This window comes from Paludibacterium purpuratum (assembly GCF_004363805.1).
GTDB classification, from domain to species: domain Bacteria; phylum Pseudomonadota; class Gammaproteobacteria; order Burkholderiales; family Chromobacteriaceae; genus Paludibacterium; species Paludibacterium purpuratum.
The window spans coordinates 334,026-354,495 of sequence record NZ_SNZP01000001.1 but is presented as its reverse complement, the minus strand read 5'-3'; the positions used below and the strand labels follow the sequence as shown (position 1 = coordinate 354,495).

The following is a 20,470-nucleotide window of genomic DNA, read 5'->3' as shown; positions in this document are numbered from 1 at the left end:
TTTATGGCGTCAAAAGATCTTTAACGCTTAGGAATAAATCGTAGCAAATCCCCCGCCTGCACCGAACTCTTCACCCCGTGCGCCAGCGCCACCGACAGATTCGGCTGCACCTGGATCAACGACACATCGCCCAGCAACGTCTCCGGCACCCCCAATTCCTGTCCGCTGAGCGGATCGACCAGCGTATTGGATAGGCGCTGACGATACACCAGCATCTTGTCGCCGACCTGCAATCCATCCAGTCCGCCGGCATCCAGATAAACCTGCCCGTCGGCCACGCGCAGTACGCGCGCCGTGAACGGAATGCAGCTCAATGTCGCTGTCACATCCTCGGTCACTTGGTCCAGCAAGGTATTGATTTCTTCGCCGTAGTCGGTCTGCCAGAAGGCCTCCGAACCGAACACCGGCTGAACCTTAGGTTGGATATAGCCGGTGGCGGAGGTGGAAAACTGCTGCGTGCGCAGCAGGCTGCCGGTCAGGCCATCGTAGATCCATAGCTCCAACTGGAACTCGCGCGCAACCGGGCGATAGATCACTCCCGGCCCTAACAGCGCCGAGAGCGGACCGGAATAGTACGCACCCTGCTGGCTGGTGACGGTCGAGCCGAACAGCGTGGGACGAAGTGCGCGCTTGGTGACCGACGTCGATAATACCCGTCCTGCCACCACGAACTGCGCATTGGTACTCCCCGCCAGCTGGCGCACGGTGCCGGCGGCCAAGGCGGGCTCGGTCAGGCGGTCGTTGGGCAGCAGGCCGATATTGCCGGCATCGCGCGCCGCAAACTCATTGCTGCGCAGCGCCAGGCGGCGTGCCATATCGTGCGCCAAGCGCACGCCCAGCGCATCCAGGTCGTTGGCATCCGCCGGATGATCAACATAGAAATAGGCCGCAGCCACCCGACGACGCAACGCGCGGCCATCGGGCACGCCACAGCCGGCAGGCGCCCTGCCGGCGGACGGGCCAGACTGAACGGGCTGATCGGGGTCGATTTGTACCCGCACCTGATATAAATCGCCATCGGCATGTTCATCCAGAACCTTGACCTTGCCGGAAATGGGGGCCGCCGACAGGCTGGTGGATTCGCTCACCACACCCGAATTCATGTACTGCGCCGAATTCACCTGCGCCCCCTGCGACAGCGCCGCCTGGCGCAATGCATCCTGGATCGCCATCTCGCGCGCGGCGGTCACGCCGGCATCCAGAGGCGCCGAACCATTGGCCTCGATCGGCGCGGCCTCGGCCGCAGATAAAAACAAAGCCGCCACAAGGGCGGCGGAGAGCTTGTTCAGGCGCATGGCATCCTGTTTATTGGGCGTTATAGAAGTTGCTGCCGTAACGCGCGGACGCACAATTATCCGTGCCGCACTGAACGCCTTGCGCACCGTTTTGCTGCGCGGCCTTCATCACACTGCCGGTCTGGCTGAGCGCCGACTTAAACTGCAGGTAGAAATCCTTGTCGAGCACGATCTCGGCCACCACCTCGCTGGTGCCGTCGGATTGCATCGACGACGACACGATGTTCACACCGCGCAGATAGGCATCGACATAAGTACGGAAGCTATCGCTGACGGACACCATGTTCGCCACCGAGCTATTGCCCACCAACTTCATCCCTTGCACCTGCTCGGCGATAGCGCGGAAAGCATCGAGCTTGGCGGCGCGAATCGACAGCAGCTTGCGTTGCGAGGCGGACAGCGCCTTGGATACCGGCACCGTGCCCTGCCCCGTCACTCGGATCTTGATCGGTTGATAGGGGTCGACTTCCTTAACCACCACCTTCGGTGCCTCCGGTTCGATACCCGCGCCGACGAAGCCAACGCCGGTACGGGCATCCACTTGCGCCATGGGTGCGGGGGCAGGCGCCGCGGCAACGACCGGTTCGGGAGCGGGGGGTGTCATGACTTGAGGGTTATCGGCATGGGCACAAGCCGTCAGCAACAGTAGCAGCGGGATGGTTTTATAGGTATTTCTCATGTCAGACCCCATTTGTAATATTTCGAATGGTATGAACCATTACCAGCCAACGTCAACCGCTACATCGACCTATTAAAGAAAAACTTGAGCATAAGAATCTTAACTGCTCTGTTTTAACAAAGAATTCAACAATTTTGGCCCAAAAAGGTTGACCAACAGCCCTGACAACAACAGCACGCTGCCCAGCATCTGAATGGCCGTCAGCTGCTCGCCCAGCAATACCGTCGAGCACAACAGCGCCACCAACGGCACCAATAGCGAGAACGGCGCCACCGAGTTGGCCGGATAGCGAGACAGCAAGCGGCTCCAGATACCGTAACCGAGCATCGATGCGGCAAAAGCCAGATAAGCGACGGCCGCCAACGATCCCCAAGAGAAATGCGTCAGGGCATGCCAGTCGCGCGCCCCGCCCTCCAGCCACAGCGACAGCGCCAGAAACGGCAGTGGTGGCGCCAGGCCGGACCATACCACCAAGCCCAAGGGCTCGATCTGCAGTCCGTGCCGTACCATGGCACGCACCACCACGTTCGACAGCGCCCAACTACTCGCGGCCAGCAAGGTCAACACGAAGCCGATCAGCGTCATATTGCCGCCGCGCGCCAGGCCGATCAGCGCCAGCCCGCCCGCGGCAAGCAGCAGTCCGGCCAGTTGGGCCGGACGCCAATGCTCGCGCAGGAACAGAGCGGCGAGCAGCATGGTGAAAAATGCTTGGGATTGCAGCACCACCGAGGCCAAGCCGGCCGGCATGCCGAATTTGATGGCGCAGAACAGACCGGCGAACTGACCGAAACCCACCGTCAGGCCATAGAGCGCCACCCAGCGCCAAGGCAGGCGCGGACGCGCCACCCAAAAAAGACCGCCCAGCGCCAACAGCGAAAAACGTAGGCAACCCAAAAGGAGCGGCGGCACGTCCGCGACGCCCCATTTGATCACCACGAAGTTGAAGCCCCACAGCACGACAACCAGTAGGGCCTGGAGAATATCCGGGGTTTGCATGTTTAAAGGTCCATCCTCCGACCGGGTCATGCTTCCCCCGGATAAATTTACAAAGTCAGCCCTTCATGCGCCGAAGCACTTCGTCCTTGCCGATCAACGCCAACACCGCATCCACCGACGGCGTCTGGGCGGTACCGCACACCAGCACCCGCAGCGGCATGCCCAGCAGCCCCATCTTGATGCCCTCATCGGCGCAGAACGGCTTGAACAGTTCGTGAATCGACTCGGCGGTCCAAGTCGGCAGCGCCGCCAGACGCTCGGCGAAGCGCGCCATGCGCGCACGCGATTCGTCGGACAGGTGTTTGGCCACGTCCTCGTCGGCAGCCTCGCGCTTGCGGTAGAAGTAATCGGCCTCGCGCGCGAGCGCGTTCAGATCCTGTACCCGCTCGCGCGTGAGCGACAACACCTCGGTCAACGCCGGGCCGTCGGCGAGCGCGATTCCCTCGGCCGCGAGGCGCGGCGCCACCAGATCGGCCAGCCGCTGCAAGTCGGCACACTTGATGTGCTGAGCGTTGAGCCACAGCAGCTTTTCGCCGTCGAAACGCGAGGCCGAGGCGCTGACGTCCTGCAGATCGAACCACTCGATGAACTGCGGCATATCGAAGAACTCGTCGTCGCCGTGCCCCCAACCCAGCCGTGCCAGATAATTGAGCAAAGCCTCGGGCAGGATGCCTTTGTCGGCATAGTCGACCACGCTGACCGCATCGCGGCGCTTGGACATCTTCTGCCCATCCTCATTCAGGATCATCGGCAAATGGGCATACACCGGCAGCGGCGCGCCCAGCGCCTGCAGGATGTTGATCTGGCGCGGGGTATTGTTGACATGGTCGTCGCCGCGGATGACATGGGTGATCTGCATGTCCCAGTCGTCCACCACGACGCAGAAGTTGTAAGTCGGGCTGCCGTCCGGCCGGGCGATGATCAGATCGTCCAGTTCCTGGTTGCCGATCTCGATCCGGCCCTTGACCGCATCGTCCCAAGCAACGACACCGGTCAGCGGGGTCTTGAAGCGCACGACCGGCTCGATACCTTGCGGCACCGGCGGCAGTGTCTTGCCGGCTTCGGGACGCCAGCGGCGGTCGTAACGCGGTTTCTCGCCGCGAGCCTCCTGCTCGGCGCGCATGGTCTCCAACTCCTCCTTGCTGCAATAGCAAAGGTAAGCGTGACCGTCTGCCAGCAACTGCTGGATCACCGCCTTGTAGCGGTCGAAGCGGTGCGTCTGATAGAACGGGCCTTCATCGTAATCCAGCCCGACCCAATGCATGCCGTCGAGAATCGCCTTCACCGACTCCGGGGTGGAACGCTCCAGGTCGGTATCTTCGATGCGCAGCACAAACACCCCTTGGTGCTTGCGGGCATAGGCCCAGGAAAACAGTGCGGTGCGCACGCCGCCGATATGCAGAAAACCGGTCGGGCTCGGAGCGAAACGGGTACGGATCATGAGTCGGGTCCAGCAGGGAAAAATAAACGCATATTGTACGCTGTTGGCAAAAGGCCCCGCAAATCACTTAACGGCCAAACGCGCCAACCACCAAGTCGCCAGCCCCAGGCAGCACACCGCCACGGCCCAGCCGGCGCCATGCGGCAGTACCAGTGCCAGCATGCCGGCGGCGCCGGCCAGCATCTGCTGCAGGAAGCCGCACAAGGCCATCGCCATGCCGCCTTGATCGCGCCCCTCGTCCACCGCCAACGCCATGCTATTGGGAAACAGCACCGCCTGGCCGAAAACCGCCAAGCCATACAACAGCACAAACAGCAGCAGACCGACCAGGCCCGGCGCATGCCAGACACCCATCAACAACCAGATCGCCAGCCCCGCCAACCCGACTTGCAGGGCACCGCGAACCAGCAGCCGCGGCGCGCCCAATCGCAGCGCCTGGCGATGCACGCGCAGCGAACCCGCCAGATAGCTCAGGGCAAACAGCAGCCCTAGACTACCGAACGCTGCCGCGCCGAGCGAAAAATCGTGGCGGAACACAAACGGACTCGACTCTTGCAGCGTCACCAACACCGCATACCCCAATCCGCCGACACAGGCTGGCAGCACATAACGGCGGCGCGCAAGCAGGCAGCGCACCGCGTGCCAACCGGCATCGGCCTTGGCCGTTGCGACCGGCTCGATTGGCACCGCCAACGTCAAGCCCAGTGCCAACAGCGCTACCAGAGCCATCAAGCCGAACCCCAGCGGCCAGTGGGCATAGCGCGCGATCAAGCCGCCGACGAACTGCCCGCCGCCCAACGCGCAAATAAAGGCCATCGACAAGAGCGACAAACGCCGCGCCAGCTCGTTGCCCTGCCAATAATCGCGCACCAGAATGCGGCCGACGATGGTCGCTCCGCCGGCCGCCATGCCCTGCACGACGCGCAGACACAGTAACTGTGTCAACGTGGTGCAGAACGCCAGCCCCAGGCTACTGAGCAGGAACAGCGCCAGCGAGCCCAGCAGCGGCGCGCGCCGCCCGTAAGCGTCGGCGGCTCGCCCCCAGAATAGCAGCGGCAGCGCCGCCGCGAGCACGAACAAGGAAATCGACAGCTCGACTTGGCTTTGCCGCAGCGCCAAATCGCGCGCCACCTCCGGCAGCGACGGCAGATACACGGTCGTCGCCATCTGCGCCATAAATACCACCAGGCACGCCAGCGGCAAAATACCCCGGCCGCGCTGCGCCGGGGTCATCGCCAACGGCGCACGTTCAGTCACAAGCGACATGGGCACACCTCGAAACAAAAGTGATCTCGGCCGGCGCCTCCGCCCCGCGGGCCAGGGCATACAGCCCCGCGCCGACCAGCACGCCGCCCGCTGCTTCCGGCCAAGACAACGGCCGGCCGAACAGCCACCAGGACAACAAGGTGGCGAACAGCGGCGACAGGAACAAGAATCCGCTGGTGCGTACCGCGCCGCCCCACTGCAGGGCCAGGAACCACAACGCCATGGCGCCGGTGGTGGCGGGCAGCGCCAACCAGACAAACGCCGCCAGCGCCGCGGCGTGCGGCCAATGCATCGGCTCGCCCTGCCATCGCGCCAGGCCGGCCAACAGCAGCGAACCGAACAACATCTGCCAAAACGATAGACGCCAGATGTCCAGCACCACCGGCATGCGCTTGATCACCAGCGTCGCCACCGCCCAGCACAACGCGCCGCCCAGCACCAGCAGATCGCCAGCCTGCGGCGCCGCCAATCCGCCAGGACTGACACACAGCACCACCCCGCACAAGGCCAACCCCAATCCTGTCCAGGCCAGCGGCCGAATCGGCGTCTTGAGCCACAATCGCGACAGCAGCGCGACCAATAACGGCGTGCACGCCATCAAAATCGCCGCACGCGGCGCAGCGGTATGTCGCAACCCCAAGTTGAGGAAGCCCATCGACCCCGCGGTCTGCAGCGCGCCAATCAAGGCCAGACGCCCCAGCGGCAAACGACCGGCCAAAGGCGCCCGCCGTCGCTGCCAGCACACCAGCGGCAGCAGCGACAACGTTGCGCAAGCAAAGCGCATGGCCGCCGTCCACAACGGGCCGACCTGGGTCAACACCAGCTTGCTGGCAGGAAAGGTGGAACCGAACAAAAAAGTCGCCGCGACCAGCGCGGCAAGATAGCGCCTGTCCATCGACACGCCTTTCAAAAACAGGAATGGCTGTCATGCTAGACATGTCGCCAACGCCGCGCCGCCGACAAACCGACAGGCACGGCGGCGAACCGGACAACATCGCATCAACCGGCGAACTGCCGGGCATATTCGGACGGCGCCTGCTGCATCAAGCGGCGGAACATGGCGGCAAAAGCGCCAGGATTATCGTAGCCGAGGTCGAGCGCCACCACGCTCACCGGTTCGCCGGCCGCCAGGCGCGGCAAAGCCGTCATCACGCTCAGATGCTGGCGCCAGAGTTGATACGACATGCCCAGTTCGTCGGCGAACAACCGCGACAGCGTGCGCCCCGACGCCCCCACCGCCACGCCCAGCGTCTCCAGGTCGCGACCGTCGGCCGGATCGGCGACCAACTGCAGGCACACTCGGCTCAAGCGTTCGTCCGCATCGACCGGCATCGGCAAACCGAGGTCGTCCGACCAGGACAGTTCGTCCACCAGCAATTGCATCACCCGCTGCTCGCGCTCGTCCGAACAGCGCACCCGCTCGGTGCGCACCAAACGCAGGATCAGTTCGCGCAACAGCGCCGACACCGTCAAGGCGCGCGGCTCGGTCGGCAAACGCGCCAGATAACGCGAATCCGGCATCACATACAGCGTGCGTAACGACACCGCACCTCGGGCACGCATGCAATGCACCCTGCCCGGCGGCATCCATACGCCGCGCTGCGGCGGCAGCAGCCACAAGCGATCGCCGCACTGCAGCGACATCGCTCCGCCGATCGACACGATGAGTTGCCCCTCGGCATGTGCATGCGGCCCCACCGTTTGGCCGGGCGCATATTCGCGCGACAGCGCCCAGGCCGACAAATCGCCTACATGCTCGCTCAGTGCGGTCATCGCCAATTCTCGATCAGAAGGAAAGCGACGATTTTACTATGAAAAATGGATATTCAGATTTGCGGCGGCAACGATTCGCTGGCCGGCGGTCGACCTTGCGATGCCGAACTATCGCCCGGCAGCGTGCTATCCGGCGGATTGGACAACCAGCGGTACACCGTCAGCCCGACGTTTCGGTAATCCGGCGCCGATCCCTGGCATGTCAGGCACACCGGCTTGCCGTTGCGCAGATGCAGCGATTCGTCGACGCGCTGGCCGAAAATCGCCACCTTGTGATCGCGCTGCCACTTGAGCAGCACTTGAGCCAGCCACGGCATCGAGACATCGTCGTGGCCATAGGGATTGCGATAGGCCGTCAGCCACAGATTTCCGGCTGGATCTTGATTGAGCAGAATCGCCTGATAAGCCACCGTGACCGCGTCGCCGACGCTGACCAGTCCAGCCAAATCGAGCGCATCCGGATTCTTCAGCCGCACGCAGCCGTGACTACGGAACCCCGGCACGCTGCCCGGCGCGTTGGTGCCGTGCATGCCAAGCCCCAGCCCCGGCTCGCCGAAGCGGATGAACACCTTGCCCAGCGGATTGTCGTCGCCGGGCGGCACGGCGGTCAGCACCGGCTTGCCCTGGGCGCGCATTTCCGCCTGGATCGACTTGGGCACGTGCCAGGTCGGGTCATGGTAAATGCCGGTAATGTCGAAGCTGCCGGTCGGCGTGCCGGTCAGCATCTTGCCCACCGCCACCGGCCAGGATTTCACGAGCTTGCCGTCCTGGTACAGGAACAACCGCGTCTGCGGCACATTGATCACCACCTGGCGGCCATGCTCGACCACCAGCACATCCGGTTCAGGCAAACCGGCACGTGCCGTCAGGCAAATCGTCGCCAGCAAAATACTCGCTACAAACTTGGACATCCCGACCTTCACCCCGATGAATCCGCGCACACGCGCTTGCTCGTTGGTCGACTTCACAAAAAAACCAGCGCAATGCGCCGCTTTTTGAGAAAATCGCCACTTTAGTCGTTGATCTGGCTCCGAACAATGAATCCGTCCGAAACGATTGCCCTGGTTGAGTCGCTCGACTATGAAGGGCATGGCGTCGCTCACGTCGATGGCAAAACAATTTTTATCGACGGCGCACTACCATATGAACGGGTAATATACCGCTCCTATCGTAAAAAACCCACATTCGAAAACGCCGACACGGTATCGGTGTTAAAAGAAAGTTTCATCCGTACCACGCCACGCTGCCCGCATTACAACACTTGCGGCGGTTGCTCGATGCAACACGTCGATTTCTCCGCCCAGGTGGCCATCAAGCAGCGCGTGCTGGAAGACAACCTGCAGCATATCGGCAAGGTCAAGGCGGAGCGCATGCTGACCCCGATCGCCGGGCCGGCCTGGGGATATCGCCACCGCGCCCGCCTATCGGCGCGCTGGGTGGCACGCAAGGGTTGCGTGCTGGTCGGCTTCCATGAAAAGCGTTCCAGCTACATCGCCGATATGAGCGAATGCCATATCCTGCCGCCGCACATCTCGGCACTACTGCTGCCGCTACGCGCGCTGATCGCCCAATTGTCGATCCGCGAACGCATGCCGCAAGTCGAGCTGGCCGTGGGCGAGAACGTCGACGTCCTGGTGCTACGCAATATGGATGCCATCAGCACCGCCGACGAAGACTTGCTGCGCGCCTTCGCCGATCGTCACGCAGGCCCGCGCCCGCTGCAACTGTGGCTGCAGCCCAAAGGCCCGGAGACTTGTTATCCGTTCTACCCGCTGACCGCGCCGCGCCTGACTTACCGCCTGGCGGAATTCAACGTCGAGATGCCTTACAACCCGACCGAATTCACCCAGGTCAACCCGCAGATCAACGCCATCATGGTCAAGCGCGCGCTGGGTCTGCTCGACCCGCAGCCTGGCGAGCGCATCGCCGACATGTTCTGCGGCATCGGCAACTTCACCTTGCCGATCGCCCGTTCCGGCGCCGAAGTGCACGGCATGGAGGGTAGCCTGCCGCTGGTGCGCCGCGCAGAGGAAAACGCCGCGCACAACGGTCTGCAACACCGTGTCAGCTATGAAATGGCCAATCTGTTCGAAGTCACCGAAGAGAGCTTCGCGGCGCTGGGCAAGTTCGACAAGATGTTGATCGACCCGCCGCGCGACGGCGCGGTACAGCTTTGCAAGGCACTCAACGACGACACCGCGCCCCAGCGCCTGGTCTACGTCTCCTGCAACCCGGCCACACTGGCGCGCGACGCCAACATCCTGGTGAATACCAAGGGCTACACCCTGAAAGCCGCCGGCATCATCAATATGTTCCCGCACACCGCGCACGTCGAATCGGTGGCCTGGTTCGAGAAAACCGGCCCGGGCAAGAGTCGCGAGGAAATCGCCGCCGAGGAAGCGCTTGAGGCCGCCCGCATCGCCGCCAACAAGGCCGCCAAGGAAGCCCGTAAAAAGGCCGAAGCGGACGAGAAGGCGCGCATACTGGCCGAGAGCGCAGCCAAAAAGGAAGCGCGCTATCAGCACTATCTGGCGAATAAGGACTACTACGACTCGCGTAGCGCGGAGAAGGACGAACAGTAGCCTGCTTTAGATGATGTTTGTATCGCTCGATCCCAGTGACGAACGATGAGACCCATCTTACTGATCGTTTTGTAGCAAAACTGAAGACCCCGGATGAACGTGTCGAGTATAAGGACGCGGGGATTCCGGGGTTTTCTTTATCCATTGGACGAAGAGAAAACGGATTACCGCTCACCAGTTCCAAAAAGCCTCTTCAAAAGCGCCCTAAAAAACTCACGGAAGTACCAACCTAACGAGCCTCCAACGGCTGAAACAATCACCCAATACTTTTGGAACACCCCAACGATTGTTGGATGAGCAATCAACTTCTTATCAAGGGTATCCAGCAGTTCAGGCTTTCCCAGTTCTTTGGGCATGACGACATAAAGATGAAATTGAAGAGGGATATCGCCTGAAAGTACCTTTGGCCTGACATACCAAATCCACGTGCGATCCCTCGCATTAAGGACATCTTGTACGCCAGACGGGCCATTTCCACTATCCGCAACAATATCCACTTGGTCCGGGCTGCCCGTTAACTCGGCTTTCATAGTAAACCCAGCAGTGACTCCTCCGCTTTGAACCTCTACATTCTGATACCCATTTTTACGAAAGGTCTCTCTCACCTCTTGCGCAAGCTGCTCGATATTTTTTTTAGGCGAATATCGCAGCATGAATTTTGCGCTCACACCGAAATCAAGGTCGCTCGGGCCAGCGGCTACCGCATTTCCCTTATGCAAAGCGTTAATGTATTCCTCTCTTTTTTTAGCGACCTCTTCATCGTTGTTATAGGCAGTCACACCTCCTGCTTCATTCTTTTCGGGTGTGACTCCTGTCGCTTTATTTTTATCGGCAGTTACGCCTTCTGCTTTGTTTTTATCTGCAGTGATGCCTCCTGCTTCATTTGGAGCGACAACGCCTGCCGAGCTTTCCACTGCAAGGGTTGATGCGGCAGGTTGGTATTCTGAAGCGGCGGCGGGAGCTTCAGCAGGCATGGCCACTTGTTTGCTCCCACAAGCAGCCAGCCCTAGAAGACTCAAAAACCCTAATATCACAGTTGTTTTGGAATTAAGCATTTCATCACCCCCATATGCTTAATATATGCATAGCAGATAATGCTAGACTTCAAAAACAACAATGCTTTCGTCATATAAAAACAGAGAAGCCATAGGCAACATCCACCTGATACCCCAACCATTTGTATTGATTGCTGGAGTTCAAGCACACACACCATCTAAAGATGGCGCGCTACCAGCATTATCTGGACAACAAGGACTACTACGACTCGCGTAGTGCGGAGAAGGATGGCGAGCAGTAAGACGGTCTGCGACGGCTAAAACCCAAAAGGACCGCTCGGTGAGCGGTCCTTTTTCTGTAATCAATGTTCATTGGGCATTGGAGCCGACTCAAGCGACACCCAACAAGCTATTCAGATCCTTGAGCAACAAGAACAGGTGATAAGGGTCGCTCGGACTGGGCTCGAACTCCCAGGATTCGTACCATTGCCGCGCCGTGTCGTCCTTGGCGTGCACCAGCAGGCATCGGATGCCCGCGATGTCGGCGGCGTGCGATGTACGCAGAAGGGCATCCTTTAACAGGGCCTTCCCCAGGCCTTTTCGTTGGTGTTCCTTGTCCACGGCGAGCCGTGCCAGAATCATCACCGGCACCGGGTGGCGCGCCAGACCTTTAAGCACCCTGGGAGGCGCCCCCACCGGATCGACGCTGCCAACGGCAAGACTGTAAAAACCGACCACCGCGTTACCCTGGTTGCACACGTAGGTCTGCGCACTGTTGGCCTTCTGATTGACCAGTGCATAGCGCTGCAGAAACTGATCCAATGGTACCTGGCCGCAATCGAAGGCATCAACCTCGTCCGTTGCCGCAAGTTTACGGACGGGCGAATAGCCTCCGCTCAATCCAGGACTCCTGGCTCACCCAGCAGCTTTTTCAGGCGTGGCTTGTGCACCACCGGACGATCCAGTGCATCCTGAAACGCTTGCCACTGCGTCTCGTCCAGCAAGAACTGTCGGCGATCCGCCAGCGTCTGCGTGGCCGCAGTCACACCCGCGTCCAGCAGAAACTCGCTGACATTTTTGTGGCAAGCACGCGCAGCCTCCTGAAGGAGCTGCTTGACCGGGCTACTGGCCCGGACATCGATGCGCTCTGTTTTGGAAAGATTCAAAGTGCTCATACATTACCCCTGCGGGTTCTCAATGCATTCATTTTAATGTCCGGACACTGTCATGACAAGCGATCATGGGCGCCATGCGCTCGCCCGAGCAAAACTGCATGTCATAGACTATATTTCGCTTCCACTGTCGTTTTTCTGTCCGGGCGATTGCCCCCGACCTTTCGCCGCCGCCCCCCAACCGCAGGAGATCTGCCATGCAAGTCCAACCGTATATTTTTTTCCCAGGCTGCTGCGAGGAAGCCATCGCCTTCTATCGCCAGGCGCTGGGCGCCGAAGTCCTCATGAAGCTGCACTTTAAAGACGCCCCGCCCAATCCCGACTGCCCGCCCGCGCCGGACTCGGCCGACAAGATCATGCATGCCACGCTCAAGATCGGCGACAGCAATGTGATGATGTCCGACGGCGACGGCAAGGAAGGCGCGACACATACCGGCTACCACCTGTCGATCGCCTCCAACGACTTGGCCGCGGGCGAGCGTTATTTTCAGGCGTTATCACTTGGCGGTCGCGTCAACATGCCCTTTCAGGCAACGTTTTGGGCCCTGGGCTTCGGGATGGTGATCGACCGCTTCGGCATTCCCTGGATGATCAACGTTCCTCGTCCCACCGTCTGACCTCGTTTGTCGTTGCCACGACACCGGCGCTTTGCTTTATGCTAACGGCCTAGACAAAGTTCTCCGAAAGGCATGCGCATGAGCACTCTGACCGACTTCGCCATCACCAGTAAATGGCCGGCCCAGCATCCCGACCGGCTGCAATTGTATTCCTTGCCCACGCCCAACGGCGTCAAGGTATCGATCATGCTGGAAGAAACCGGTCTGCCCTATGAGGCGCATACCGTGCGCTTCGACAGCAACGACCAGATGTCGCCGGAATTCCTGTCGCTCAACCCCAACAACAAGATTCCGGCCATCCTCGACCCGAACGGACCAGGCGGCCAACCGCTGGCTTTGTTCGAGTCCGGCGCCATCCTGATCTATCTGGCCGAAAAGACCGGCCGCTTCCTGCCGGATGAGCCGGCGCGCCGCTACGAAACGCTGCAGTGGGTGATGTTCCAGATGGGCGGCGTCGGACCGATGTTCGGCCAGTTGGGGTTCTTCCATAAATTCGCCGGCAAGGACTTCGAGGACAAGCGGCCGCGCGACCGCTACGTGGCCGAATCGCGCCGCCTGCTGACGGTGCTGGATCGCCACCTGGCCGGACGCGACTGGATGCTTGGCGAGCCTTACACCATCGCCGACATGGCCATCCTGCCGTGGGTACGCAATCTGATCGGCTACTACGACGCGGGAGAATTGGTCGGCTACCAGGACTTCAAGCAGGTCGACCGGGTATTGCAGGCCTTCTTGCAACGTCCGGCGGTGCAACGCGGACTCGAGATCCCGGCGCGCACTTGAGCGACCCGACAATGGCAACGCACAGCACCACGGCGGACGGCGCCATCGTCATCCGCCAGGCGGTGTATGACGATGCTCGGGCACTGGCCGCCTTGGGCATGCTGGTGTTTCTGCATACCTACGCCGTCGACGGTATCGACGACGAGTTGGCGGCCCACGTCCAGCACAATCTGACGCCAGAGCAATTCGAGGACTGGCTCGCCGATCCACGGCAACGGATTTTGGTCGCCGTCCGCGGCGAGCGCTTGCTGGGATTCGCCCGACTGGCGCTCGACCAGCCCTGCCCGGCCGATCGGCTGGCCGACAGCGAACTGGAAACGCTTTATGTCCACCCGCTTTTCGTCGGCAGGGGCATTGGCCGCGCCTTGCTTGCCGCCAGCCGGGCCCACGCAGGACAACTCTGGCTGACCGTCTGGACGCACAATCGCCGGGCACGCGCCTTCTACGCCGCGCAAGGCATGCGCGAGGTCGGCAAAACGCACTTCCTGCTGGGTGAAACGCCGCACCTCAACCATGTGCTGAGCGATAGCCCGGCATAAGCGCCCGCTTACGATCTTTTACTGTCGGCCGGCGGAGCATACCAGTCGGCGGGCGGCACAATCTTAGGCTCGGCGCCATCCGCCATGTAGTGCGGCGACATGATCTGCACACCATGGCGATTGAAGACGTCCTGGATGTTGGCGTGCAAGGTCGACAGCAATTCGGCGCGAGACGCCGGCGTCGAAGGCACGGCCCGCGCCGCCAATCGATATACCGGATAGAAATCGGACAGCGCGGTCTGAAAGACCCGTGGCGCGGGGGTATCGGCAATGCCCGGCGTCATGTGCGCCGCTTCGATCAACATCGCCTCCACCTGCCGCCACGGCGTGTCGTAGCCGATGGTCACCGTGGTATCGACGATGTAGCCCTGCCCCGTCCCCGCCCGTGAATAGTTGCGCGTGACGCTGCCGGTGATCAGCGCATTGGGCAGGGTCAGCTCCTCGCCCATGCCGGTGCGGATGCGGGTGGTGAACAACCCCATTTCCATCACCGTGCCTTCGAAGTCGCCGACGCGCACGTATTCTCCGGGCCGGAAAGTGCGGGTATAGGTCAGGATCAACCCGGCCGCGCCTTGGCCGACAATGCTCGATGCCCCCAGTGTCACCATCAAGCCCAGCAGTACCGATAAGCCTTTGAAGGCTTCGGTCTGCGCGCCGGGCAGGTAGGGATAGGCCATCGCCAGCGCGAATAGCCAAACGGCGAATCCCAGCAGGCGGCGCGTAGTCGACAGGGTGTCGGCGCCCAACCAGCCGACGCCGCCATCGGCCAGGCGTTGACACACGTGGCCGACCAGTCCGGTCGCCAGTCGCGCCAGGAAAAAAATCATCAGCGCCACGCCCAGCCCGGGCAAAGTACTGAGCACGGCATCGAACAGACCGCCGCCCAGGCTCAGCAGGTATTGATCGAGCCTCTCGCCCCAAGGTCGGGTATACGGGAATTGCAATAGCACGAAGCTCAGCCAGCGATCGCTCAAGAGCGCAATGATCAACCAGCCGAAAACCGTCAATAAACGGCCCAGGAATGGATATAACTGACGACGATCGATCAGTTCGGTATTGCCGACTTTCAATGTGCTGACCTTGCGTTCGGCCAACGCGACCAAGCGCGCGGCCGACCAGCGGCGCAGCCGCCCCAGTAACCACAACGACAGCAGATACACCAAGGTCGCCACAGCGGACAGGCCGGTGGCCTGTAACAGCGCATGCAGGTTGCTCGCCTCGCGCGTCTCCGCCACCACTTGGCGTAAGCGCTCGGCCGCACGTGCGGCAACCATGGCGGCGTTCTCGTTAACCAAGGGATCGGCGTCGCCGTCAGTCACCACGAACACCAGACGATTGCCCAATAAGATCAGTTGTCCAATCGAGCTGGTCTGCACCGCGACTTGCAGCGTCCCCTGTTGCGCCAGGGATTGCTCGATCAGCGCGCGCGCTCGCTCGGCACGTACGCTGGCGGTCGCGCCAAACAGATTGGTGCGAAACGACATGATCGGACGGTAATTCACCACCAGCTCAGCCGAGTCGGCGACGGCCGGCGCGGAACTATCGACCGGTAGCGCCGCGGCCCCGGCCGACAAGCACGCCCAGCAAACGATCAGCAACAGGAATCGGCAATTCGGCCAGGTTCGCATCATGTTTTCTCCGGCGCAGAATCAATCGAACAGCTCAGAAAACACCATGCTTACATCATAGATGGTTCATGCCGCTCCGAGTGCGGCGTTGGGCGCATAGGCGTACAGGAACAAGGCGACCGCCTGTTGAACATGATCCGACAGTTCGGTCACTTCGAGGTGGGGCATCATGCCGAGCAAGGCTCGCAACGGATAGTCGCCTTCCAGCAAGGAAAACAGGTGCATGGCCGCAAGCCAAGGATCGTGGCTGCGCAAGCGTCCCGCCTGCATCTGGCTCTGCAAGAACTGCGACAGTAGCATCAGGCCGCGCCGCGGGCCCTGTTCATAGAACAAGGCGCCGACCGGCGAGCGGCCAGACTCGGCAATGATGCTACGCCGGATCGCCAACAAGTCCGGCGACAACAGCGCGGCCATCAGCGACAGGCCGAAGGCGCAAAGCGAGGCCGACAAGTCGCCGTCGAAGCGCAGATTGTCGAATGCACAGGCAAAGCGCGCGGCGCAATGCTGATCCATCACTTCGCTGAACAATGCTTCTTTGGAGGGAAAATAACTATACAGGGTGGCTTTGGAGCCGCCTGCGCGCCGAGCGATATCCGCCATCGAACTCGCTTCGAAGCCCTTCTCCAGAAACAGCGCCATCGCCGCCTGAACAATGCCGTTGCGTTTGGCCTCGCTTTTGACTCGCATCGTCGTCTCTTTATTGAACTAATCGGTACAGTTTACTTGACAACACAACGTCGTCAAATTTATAACTAGACTGTACGGTTTTGTTATGTGGTGGGGATCGAGCATCCCGACCATCATCGCTTGGCCGTTTTCACCGCGTTTCAACTTGGCCCGGCCTCATGCCGGGCATTTTTTCGTCTTTCATCCTCATCAGCCAGCGCAACCGCCACTTTTGCGCAATCGCAACGCCTTGGCGGTCGACAAGAAAAAAGCCGACGTTTCCGATGCCTTTCCCCCGCGACAAGCGTACTCTGGAATCAACGGCAATCGCATACAAGGAGGCTGAATGTTCAGAGAGCACCGCGAACTGATTTCCCAATTGAAACAGAGCGATCGGCACTTCGGTCGATTGTTCGAGGATCACAACGTCTTGGATCAACGCATTCAGAATGCCGAATCCGGACAAGAGCATCTGGGCGCACTGGAGTTGGAAATCCTCAAGAAGCAGAAATTGCTGCTGAAAGACCAGATCTACGCCATCCTGCAGGAGAAGTCCCGCGCCTGAAGGTAGGTTGTATTCGCCGAAGGCAATGCAACATTGTCTTCGGCGGGATGGCGCAATGGCGGTGAATGGGTGCGTTGCTTCGCGAACGCACCCTACGCACTCACTCCCGTTCGAGTAGACGGGCGATGCTCGGCGGCAGCGGCATCTCCCGGCTTGCGCTATCCGCCACCACCTCGCCCCAACCATGCCGGTAGACGCGAACGCCCCCCCACTCTCCCGGCGCTTCGGCCTGATCGTCCGGCTCGCCGACCGACAGCTTGGCCACCACTTCCTGCAGCGGCAGGCGCAGCACGAAGGTCGCGGCCATTTCCTGCGGCGTCGGCGCCCGTACTTCGTGCCAGCGCCCCGGCACCAACTTCTCGTAGAAAGCTTCCAGCAATGCCAGTTGCTCGTCGCGGCTCCGCACCGCCTCGAACTTGCCGTAAATCGTCACCGAGCGGAAGTTGATCGAAGTATCGAAAGCCGAACGCGCCAACACCAGGCCGTCAGTCGCGGCGATAGACACCGATACCGGCGTACCCGCTGCCAGCTGCTTGCAAAAACCGCTGCCGTTGCTGCCATGGAGGTACAGCGCATCGCCGACGCGCCAGTGGGTCGACACCATCTGCCGCGGCAAACCGGTCTCCTGATCGCACAAGGCAATGGTGCATTCCGGAATATCGTCGATCACCTGGTGGATCGTGGCGCGGTCATAGCTCGCCTTGTGGGCGCAATGCCGCATGCGCGTGCGCGCGGTTTGAGCGAAATCTGACATAAGCAAAGTCTCATATAGTAAGTTCGCCCATGTTGACAGTCACGCGGCAGACCGGACAGAACCACCTTGAGAAAAGCTGACGGTGCCACTCTGTGTCGACGATTCTGACGGGCGTTCAGATTTTTTCCCCATCGTGCGGCAAAGCGCAGATAATGCCGTCACATCCACTTCGTGAGCCTCATCATGAAATACGAAGCCTTGACTGACCGGGACTATCAACGCCTGGCCGAGACCCTGGCCCGGTTCCGCGATCAGGACTGCATGAACCTCGAACAGCTCGACGGCTTCTTCACGGCTTTGCTGTGCGGACCGCTACAGATCAGGCCCACCGAATGTCTACCGATCATTCTGGGAGAAGCTTTCGACGACGAGGATGCCTTCCCCGGCGCCCAGGGACTGGAACGCTTCGCCAACCTGCTGATGCGCCACTGGCTGGACATCGCGCACACGCTTCAGTCCGAGCAACCCTTCCATCCGTGGCTGGATGCCGACGAGCACGGGGTGTTTCACGGTAACGATTGGGCACGCGGCTTCGTCGAAGGCATTCAGCTGGCTTACGACGATTGGGCGCTACTACTGGATGACCCTTCACAGTCGGATCTCATGGCGCCGATCATGGCGCTGGCCTTCGAAGGCGCGGACGACGAGGAAATGCAACCTTATCTTAGCGAGATCAGCCCGGAGGAGCGAGCCGCCTGGCTTGGCGCCATCACGCCGACCGTGGCGGCGATACACCAGTACTTCGCGCGTCTGCGTTCCGAGTTGGAAACCGATAGCGAAGACTAAGGCCCGTTTCAATTCTGGCCCATGTGTTGGTAGATCTGTTCGCGGGTGGTCTCGACTACCCGGTCGAACTCCCCCGAACGCCGCAATTGGCGCAAACCCAGGTTGAAGCGTCGCACCAGCTCCGCCGCTTGCGGATGCCCCTTCCAGATCACCACATGCATCGGCGCGCTCCAGAATGGCGTTTCCTGCGCCTCGATCTGCGTGCGCTGTGCAAGTGGCAGTGACTGAACGAGCAGCATCGAGCCGACTTCCGAATCGATTGGGAACAGATCGAGATGGCCGGCCTGCAATTTGCGCAAATTAGACACATCGTCCGGCGCTGCCTCGACCGTCAGCACTTTCGCCTGCTGCAGACGACTGAAGTCTTCCGAGTAGGTGTTGCCGCTGGTAATACCAATACGGGCGCCCGCCAGATCCTGTAAACGCTTCCATGGCACCGGATGCTTCTTGCGCTGGAAGAACACCATGCTCAAATTCATCACCGGGTCGGTGTACAGCAAATCCCGTTCGCGTTCGGGAGTCTTGGCCCAACCTAAACTACCGTCCGCCGCGCCGGTGCGCGCGGACTGCAAAGTACGGTTATTGGGGTAGAACACATAGCGCACATTGACCTGCTGTAACTTGAACGCCTCGGTAACGATGCGTGACAGCAGGCCGTAACCGGGCAGTTTTTCGCCGACGTAAGGCGGATATTCGTCGTTGGACAGGGTAATGCTGAGTTCGCTCTGCTGCGCCAGGCATAGCGGGCCGGCCAACAACATAAAGGGCAAAGCGATTAGGCGGATCCAGCGCATGATTCTTCAAACCTCGTCGGATTGGGTGCATAGGAATCGATCAGGCAAGACACAGTCGGGAAGCCTGCATTGTCATCGGAGCTAGTCTGTTAAACTTATCATAGTCCCCCGCATATCTCTTTCACGCAGATAATGGATTTGTCCTATTTATTAGTCAGCTACGGCTATTGGGCCGTGCTCGTCGGCTGTTTGCTCGAAGGCGAGACCATCCTACTGTTGGCCGGCTTCGCAGCGCGACAGGGTTACCTATCCTTTGCCCTGGTCGTGGCGCTCGCCTTCCTCGCCGGAAGCCTAGGCGATCTGCTGTTCTTTCTATTGGGGAAATATCTTGGTGCGCGCCTGATCGCCCGCTACCCGCGTCTCGCGGCCCAGGTCGACCGGGTCAACGTGCTGTTGTTGCGCCACCAGCGCGGCATCATTGTATCGATCCGTTTCATGTACGGTCTACGCATTGCCGGGCCGATCATCATCGGCAATAGCGGCGTGCCGGTGACGCGCTTCATGCTGTTCAACATGATCGGGGCGGCCATCTGGGCGCCGCTGGTTGCCGGCACAGGCTATCTGTTCGGCGCAACGGCACACCTGCTTTTTGCCGATCTCGGCCGCTATCAGTGGCTGGCCATGCTGGGACTGGTGGGCTTGCTGTGGGGATGGCATGGCTGGCGCACCTTCATGCGCCAGCGCAAAAAGTCGTGAAACGCGGACAGACCGCCGATTAGTTGCGGTAGGTGTCGTGGCACGCCTTACAGGACTGCTGCACCGCGCGGAAGCTGGCGCGAATCTGCGCGACATCGCCGCCGGCCGCGACCTGATTCAGCTTACCGACCTTGGCTTCGAAGTCTTTGGTCGCCTTATTGAAACCCTGCGGATCGCTCCAGATTTCGTTACGGGTATCGCGGCTGGCACTGCCGGCAGGGAAGTATTGCCAGGGGGTGTGGGCTTCGGCCTGTAGCGCCGTCGCGGCCGACGCGAACTGCGCCTTATCGAAATTACCGGCATTGAGCATCTTGTTCATGCTACCCAACGACTGCTTGTAATGCTTGAACACCGTGCGACGTTCGCTAGCCGGGCTTGCGAAGGCGCTTGCGCCGGCGGCGGCGAGCAATAGCGCCGCGATCAGGGTGGACTTCTTCATTCGC

General features: G+C 60.8%; 23 protein-coding genes. 7 read left to right on the top strand and 16 right to left on the bottom strand.

The annotated features are described in order from the left end of the window. Window positions 1-20: 20 nt before the first annotated feature. From DFP86_RS01590 to DFP86_RS01555, 8 genes are all read right to left on the bottom strand, one after another. Window positions 21-1,295: a flagellar assembly protein T N-terminal domain-containing protein gene (locus DFP86_RS01590; RefSeq protein WP_133678238.1), complete on the bottom strand. Its 1,275-nt coding sequence runs from the start codon at window positions 1,293-1,295 to the stop codon at window positions 21-23. A gap of 10 nt (window positions 1,296-1,305) precedes the next feature. Beyond that, window positions 1,306-1,974 carry an LPP20 family lipoprotein gene (locus DFP86_RS01585; protein WP_243729282.1) on the bottom strand — a complete coding sequence of 223 codons (669 nt, stop codon included), beginning with the start codon at window positions 1,972-1,974 and terminating at the stop codon, window positions 1,306-1,308. A 99-nt stretch (window positions 1,975-2,073) separates the two neighbouring features. Further along, complete coding sequence (locus DFP86_RS01580) at window positions 2,074-2,970, bottom strand: EamA family transporter (protein WP_133678237.1); 897 nt, start codon at window positions 2,968-2,970, stop codon at window positions 2,074-2,076. Window positions 2,971-3,025: 55 nt separating this feature from the next. Next, on the bottom strand, window positions 3,026-4,411 hold the full coding sequence (gltX, locus tag DFP86_RS01575) for a glutamate--tRNA ligase (protein ID WP_133678236.1): 1,386 nt from the start codon (window positions 4,409-4,411) through the stop codon (window positions 3,026-3,028). A gap of 63 nt (window positions 4,412-4,474) precedes the next feature. Beyond that, window positions 4,475-5,677 carry an MFS transporter gene (locus tag DFP86_RS01570; protein ID WP_208108177.1) on the bottom strand — a complete coding sequence of 401 codons (1,203 nt, stop codon included), beginning with the start codon at window positions 5,675-5,677 and terminating at the stop codon, window positions 4,475-4,477. Then, window positions 5,661-6,572 (bottom strand): DMT family transporter, encoded by a 912-nt coding sequence (locus DFP86_RS01565; protein WP_133678235.1) that lies wholly within the window; start codon window positions 6,570-6,572, stop codon window positions 5,661-5,663. The genes DFP86_RS01570 and DFP86_RS01565 overlap by 17 nt, the downstream gene beginning before the upstream one ends. Window positions 6,573-6,676: 104 nt before the next feature. Then, window positions 6,677-7,450: an AraC family transcriptional regulator gene (locus DFP86_RS01560; RefSeq protein ID WP_133678234.1), complete on the bottom strand. Its 774-nt coding sequence runs from the start codon at window positions 7,448-7,450 to the stop codon at window positions 6,677-6,679. 53 nt (window positions 7,451-7,503) lie between these two features. Further along, on the bottom strand, window positions 7,504-8,361 hold the full coding sequence (locus DFP86_RS01555) for a L,D-transpeptidase (protein ID WP_133678233.1): 858 nt from the start codon (window positions 8,359-8,361) through the stop codon (window positions 7,504-7,506). A 126-nt stretch (window positions 8,362-8,487) separates the two neighbouring features. Between DFP86_RS01555 and rlmD the strand changes: the two genes are divergently transcribed. Beyond that, a complete protein-coding gene (rlmD, locus tag DFP86_RS01550) occupies window positions 8,488-10,032 on the top strand; it encodes a 23S rRNA (uracil(1939)-C(5))-methyltransferase RlmD (RefSeq protein ID WP_133678232.1) in 1,545 nt (514 codons plus the stop codon). A 164-nt stretch (window positions 10,033-10,196) separates the two neighbouring features. On the opposite strand, the gene DFP86_RS01545 is transcribed toward rlmD, so the two are convergent. The 3 genes from DFP86_RS01545 to DFP86_RS01535 all read right to left on the bottom strand — a co-directional run bounded on the left by DFP86_RS01545 (window position 10,197) and on the right by DFP86_RS01535 (window position 12,202). Further along, on the bottom strand, window positions 10,197-11,087 hold the full coding sequence (locus tag DFP86_RS01545) for a hypothetical protein (RefSeq protein ID WP_133678231.1): 891 nt from the start codon (window positions 11,085-11,087) through the stop codon (window positions 10,197-10,199). A 330-nt stretch (window positions 11,088-11,417) separates the two neighbouring features. Next, window positions 11,418-11,927: a GNAT family N-acetyltransferase gene (locus tag DFP86_RS01540; protein ID WP_133678230.1), complete on the bottom strand. Its 510-nt coding sequence runs from the start codon at window positions 11,925-11,927 to the stop codon at window positions 11,418-11,420. Beyond that, window positions 11,924-12,202 carry a type II toxin-antitoxin system TacA family antitoxin gene (locus tag DFP86_RS01535; protein ID WP_133678229.1) on the bottom strand — a complete coding sequence of 93 codons (279 nt, stop codon included), beginning with the start codon at window positions 12,200-12,202 and terminating at the stop codon, window positions 11,924-11,926. The genes DFP86_RS01540 and DFP86_RS01535 overlap by 4 nt, the downstream gene beginning before the upstream one ends. A gap of 194 nt (window positions 12,203-12,396) precedes the next feature. On the opposite strand from DFP86_RS01535, the gene yjdN reads away from it, so the two are divergent. The 3 genes from yjdN (at window position 12,397) to DFP86_RS01520 (ending at window position 14,138) form a co-directional block, all read left to right on the top strand. Further along, window positions 12,397-12,816: a VOC family metalloprotein YjdN gene (gene yjdN, locus DFP86_RS01530; protein ID WP_133678228.1), complete on the top strand. Its 420-nt coding sequence runs from the start codon at window positions 12,397-12,399 to the stop codon at window positions 12,814-12,816. 78 nt (window positions 12,817-12,894) lie between these two features. Continuing rightward, complete coding sequence (locus DFP86_RS01525; RefSeq protein WP_133678227.1) at window positions 12,895-13,599, top strand: glutathione S-transferase N-terminal domain-containing protein; 705 nt, start codon at window positions 12,895-12,897, stop codon at window positions 13,597-13,599. Window positions 13,600-13,610: 11 nt separating this feature from the next. Then, on the top strand, window positions 13,611-14,138 hold the full coding sequence (locus DFP86_RS01520) for a GNAT family N-acetyltransferase (RefSeq protein ID WP_133678226.1): 528 nt from the start codon (window positions 13,611-13,613) through the stop codon (window positions 14,136-14,138). Between the two features lie 8 nt (window positions 14,139-14,146). Here the strand turns inward: DFP86_RS01520 and DFP86_RS01515 are convergent, their stop codons facing one another. Then, window positions 14,147-15,769, bottom strand: a complete 1,623-nt coding sequence (locus DFP86_RS01515) for a mechanosensitive ion channel family protein (RefSeq protein WP_208108176.1) — start codon at window positions 15,767-15,769, stop codon at window positions 14,147-14,149. 63 nt (window positions 15,770-15,832) lie between these two features. Further along, window positions 15,833-16,453 (bottom strand): TetR/AcrR family transcriptional regulator, encoded by a 621-nt coding sequence (locus DFP86_RS01510; protein WP_133678225.1) that lies wholly within the window; start codon window positions 16,451-16,453, stop codon window positions 15,833-15,835. 325 nt (window positions 16,454-16,778) lie between these two features. On the opposite strand from DFP86_RS01510, the gene DFP86_RS01505 reads away from it, so the two are divergent. Then, window positions 16,779-16,997, top strand: a complete 219-nt coding sequence (locus tag DFP86_RS01505; RefSeq protein ID WP_133678224.1) for an HP1242/YdcH family protein — start codon at window positions 16,779-16,781, stop codon at window positions 16,995-16,997. A 100-nt stretch (window positions 16,998-17,097) separates the two neighbouring features. Here the strand turns inward: DFP86_RS01505 and DFP86_RS01500 are convergent, their stop codons facing one another. Further along, on the bottom strand, window positions 17,098-17,751 hold the full coding sequence (locus DFP86_RS01500; protein ID WP_133678223.1) for a pyridoxamine 5'-phosphate oxidase family protein: 654 nt from the start codon (window positions 17,749-17,751) through the stop codon (window positions 17,098-17,100). A gap of 183 nt (window positions 17,752-17,934) precedes the next feature. Here DFP86_RS01500 and DFP86_RS01495 point away from each other — a divergent pair, with 183 nt between their 5' ends. Continuing rightward, entirely contained in the window at window positions 17,935-18,537 is a 603-nt protein-coding gene (locus DFP86_RS01495; RefSeq protein ID WP_133678222.1) for a UPF0149 family protein, read from the top strand. Window positions 18,538-18,545: 8 nt separating this feature from the next. Here DFP86_RS01495 and DFP86_RS01490 read toward each other — a convergent pair whose 3' ends face one another. Then, on the bottom strand, window positions 18,546-19,331 hold the full coding sequence (locus DFP86_RS01490; RefSeq protein ID WP_208108175.1) for a substrate-binding periplasmic protein: 786 nt from the start codon (window positions 19,329-19,331) through the stop codon (window positions 18,546-18,548). A 132-nt stretch (window positions 19,332-19,463) separates the two neighbouring features. On the opposite strand from DFP86_RS01490, the gene DFP86_RS01485 reads away from it, so the two are divergent. After that, complete coding sequence (locus DFP86_RS01485) at window positions 19,464-20,027, top strand: DedA family protein (RefSeq protein WP_133678221.1); 564 nt, start codon at window positions 19,464-19,466, stop codon at window positions 20,025-20,027. A 19-nt stretch (window positions 20,028-20,046) separates the two neighbouring features. Here DFP86_RS01485 and DFP86_RS01480 read toward each other — a convergent pair whose 3' ends face one another. After that, entirely contained in the window at window positions 20,047-20,466 is a 420-nt protein-coding gene (locus tag DFP86_RS01480; protein ID WP_133678220.1) for a c-type cytochrome, read from the bottom strand. Window positions 20,467-20,470 lie beyond the last annotated feature (4 nt).

What these genes read in the sequence shown, in the direction of transcription:
- DFP86_RS01500 (WP_133678223.1), bottom strand. Translation starts at nt 17,751, where the DNA reads ATGTCAGATTTCGCTCAAACCGCGCGCACGCGCATGCGGCATTGCGCC.
- gltX (WP_133678236.1), bottom strand. Translation starts at nt 4,411, where the DNA reads ATGATCCGTACCCGTTTCGCTCCGAGCCCGACCGGTTTTCTGCATATC.
- yjdN (WP_133678228.1), top strand. Translation starts at nt 12,397, where the DNA reads ATGCAAGTCCAACCGTATATTTTTTTCCCAGGCTGCTGCGAGGAAGCC.
- DFP86_RS01555 (WP_133678233.1), bottom strand. Translation starts at nt 8,361, where the DNA reads ATGTCCAAGTTTGTAGCGAGTATTTTGCTGGCGACGATTTGCCTGACG.
- DFP86_RS01535 (WP_133678229.1), bottom strand. Translation starts at nt 12,202, where the DNA reads ATGAGCACTTTGAATCTTTCCAAAACAGAGCGCATCGATGTCCGGGCC.
- DFP86_RS01585 (WP_243729282.1), bottom strand. Translation starts at nt 1,974, where the DNA reads ATGAGAAATACCTATAAAACCATCCCGCTGCTACTGTTGCTGACGGCT.
- DFP86_RS01560 (WP_133678234.1), bottom strand. Translation starts at nt 7,450, where the DNA reads ATGACCGCACTGAGCGAGCATGTAGGCGATTTGTCGGCCTGGGCGCTG.
- DFP86_RS01590 (WP_133678238.1), bottom strand. Translation starts at nt 1,295, where the DNA reads ATGCGCCTGAACAAGCTCTCCGCCGCCCTTGTGGCGGCTTTGTTTTTA.
- DFP86_RS01515 (WP_208108176.1), bottom strand. Translation starts at nt 15,769, where the DNA reads ATGATGCGAACCTGGCCGAATTGCCGATTCCTGTTGCTGATCGTTTGC.
- DFP86_RS01525 (WP_133678227.1), top strand. Translation starts at nt 12,895, where the DNA reads ATGAGCACTCTGACCGACTTCGCCATCACCAGTAAATGGCCGGCCCAG.
- DFP86_RS01545 (WP_133678231.1), bottom strand. Translation starts at nt 11,087, where the DNA reads ATGCTTAATTCCAAAACAACTGTGATATTAGGGTTTTTGAGTCTTCTA.
- DFP86_RS01490 (WP_208108175.1), bottom strand. Translation starts at nt 19,331, where the DNA reads ATGCGCTGGATCCGCCTAATCGCTTTGCCCTTTATGTTGTTGGCCGGC.
- DFP86_RS01485 (WP_133678221.1), top strand. Translation starts at nt 19,464, where the DNA reads ATGGATTTGTCCTATTTATTAGTCAGCTACGGCTATTGGGCCGTGCTC.
- DFP86_RS01505 (WP_133678224.1), top strand. Translation starts at nt 16,779, where the DNA reads ATGTTCAGAGAGCACCGCGAACTGATTTCCCAATTGAAACAGAGCGAT.
- DFP86_RS01480 (WP_133678220.1), bottom strand. Translation starts at nt 20,466, where the DNA reads ATGAAGAAGTCCACCCTGATCGCGGCGCTATTGCTCGCCGCCGCCGGC.
- DFP86_RS01495 (WP_133678222.1), top strand. Translation starts at nt 17,935, where the DNA reads ATGAAATACGAAGCCTTGACTGACCGGGACTATCAACGCCTGGCCGAG.
- DFP86_RS01520 (WP_133678226.1), top strand. Translation starts at nt 13,611, where the DNA reads ATGGCAACGCACAGCACCACGGCGGACGGCGCCATCGTCATCCGCCAG.
- rlmD (WP_133678232.1), top strand. Translation starts at nt 8,488, where the DNA reads ATGAATCCGTCCGAAACGATTGCCCTGGTTGAGTCGCTCGACTATGAA.
- DFP86_RS01570 (WP_208108177.1), bottom strand. Translation starts at nt 5,677, where the DNA reads ATGTCGCTTGTGACTGAACGTGCGCCGTTGGCGATGACCCCGGCGCAG.
- DFP86_RS01580 (WP_133678237.1), bottom strand. Translation starts at nt 2,970, where the DNA reads ATGCAAACCCCGGATATTCTCCAGGCCCTACTGGTTGTCGTGCTGTGG.
- DFP86_RS01565 (WP_133678235.1), bottom strand. Translation starts at nt 6,572, where the DNA reads ATGGACAGGCGCTATCTTGCCGCGCTGGTCGCGGCGACTTTTTTGTTC.
- DFP86_RS01510 (WP_133678225.1), bottom strand. Translation starts at nt 16,453, where the DNA reads ATGCGAGTCAAAAGCGAGGCCAAACGCAACGGCATTGTTCAGGCGGCG.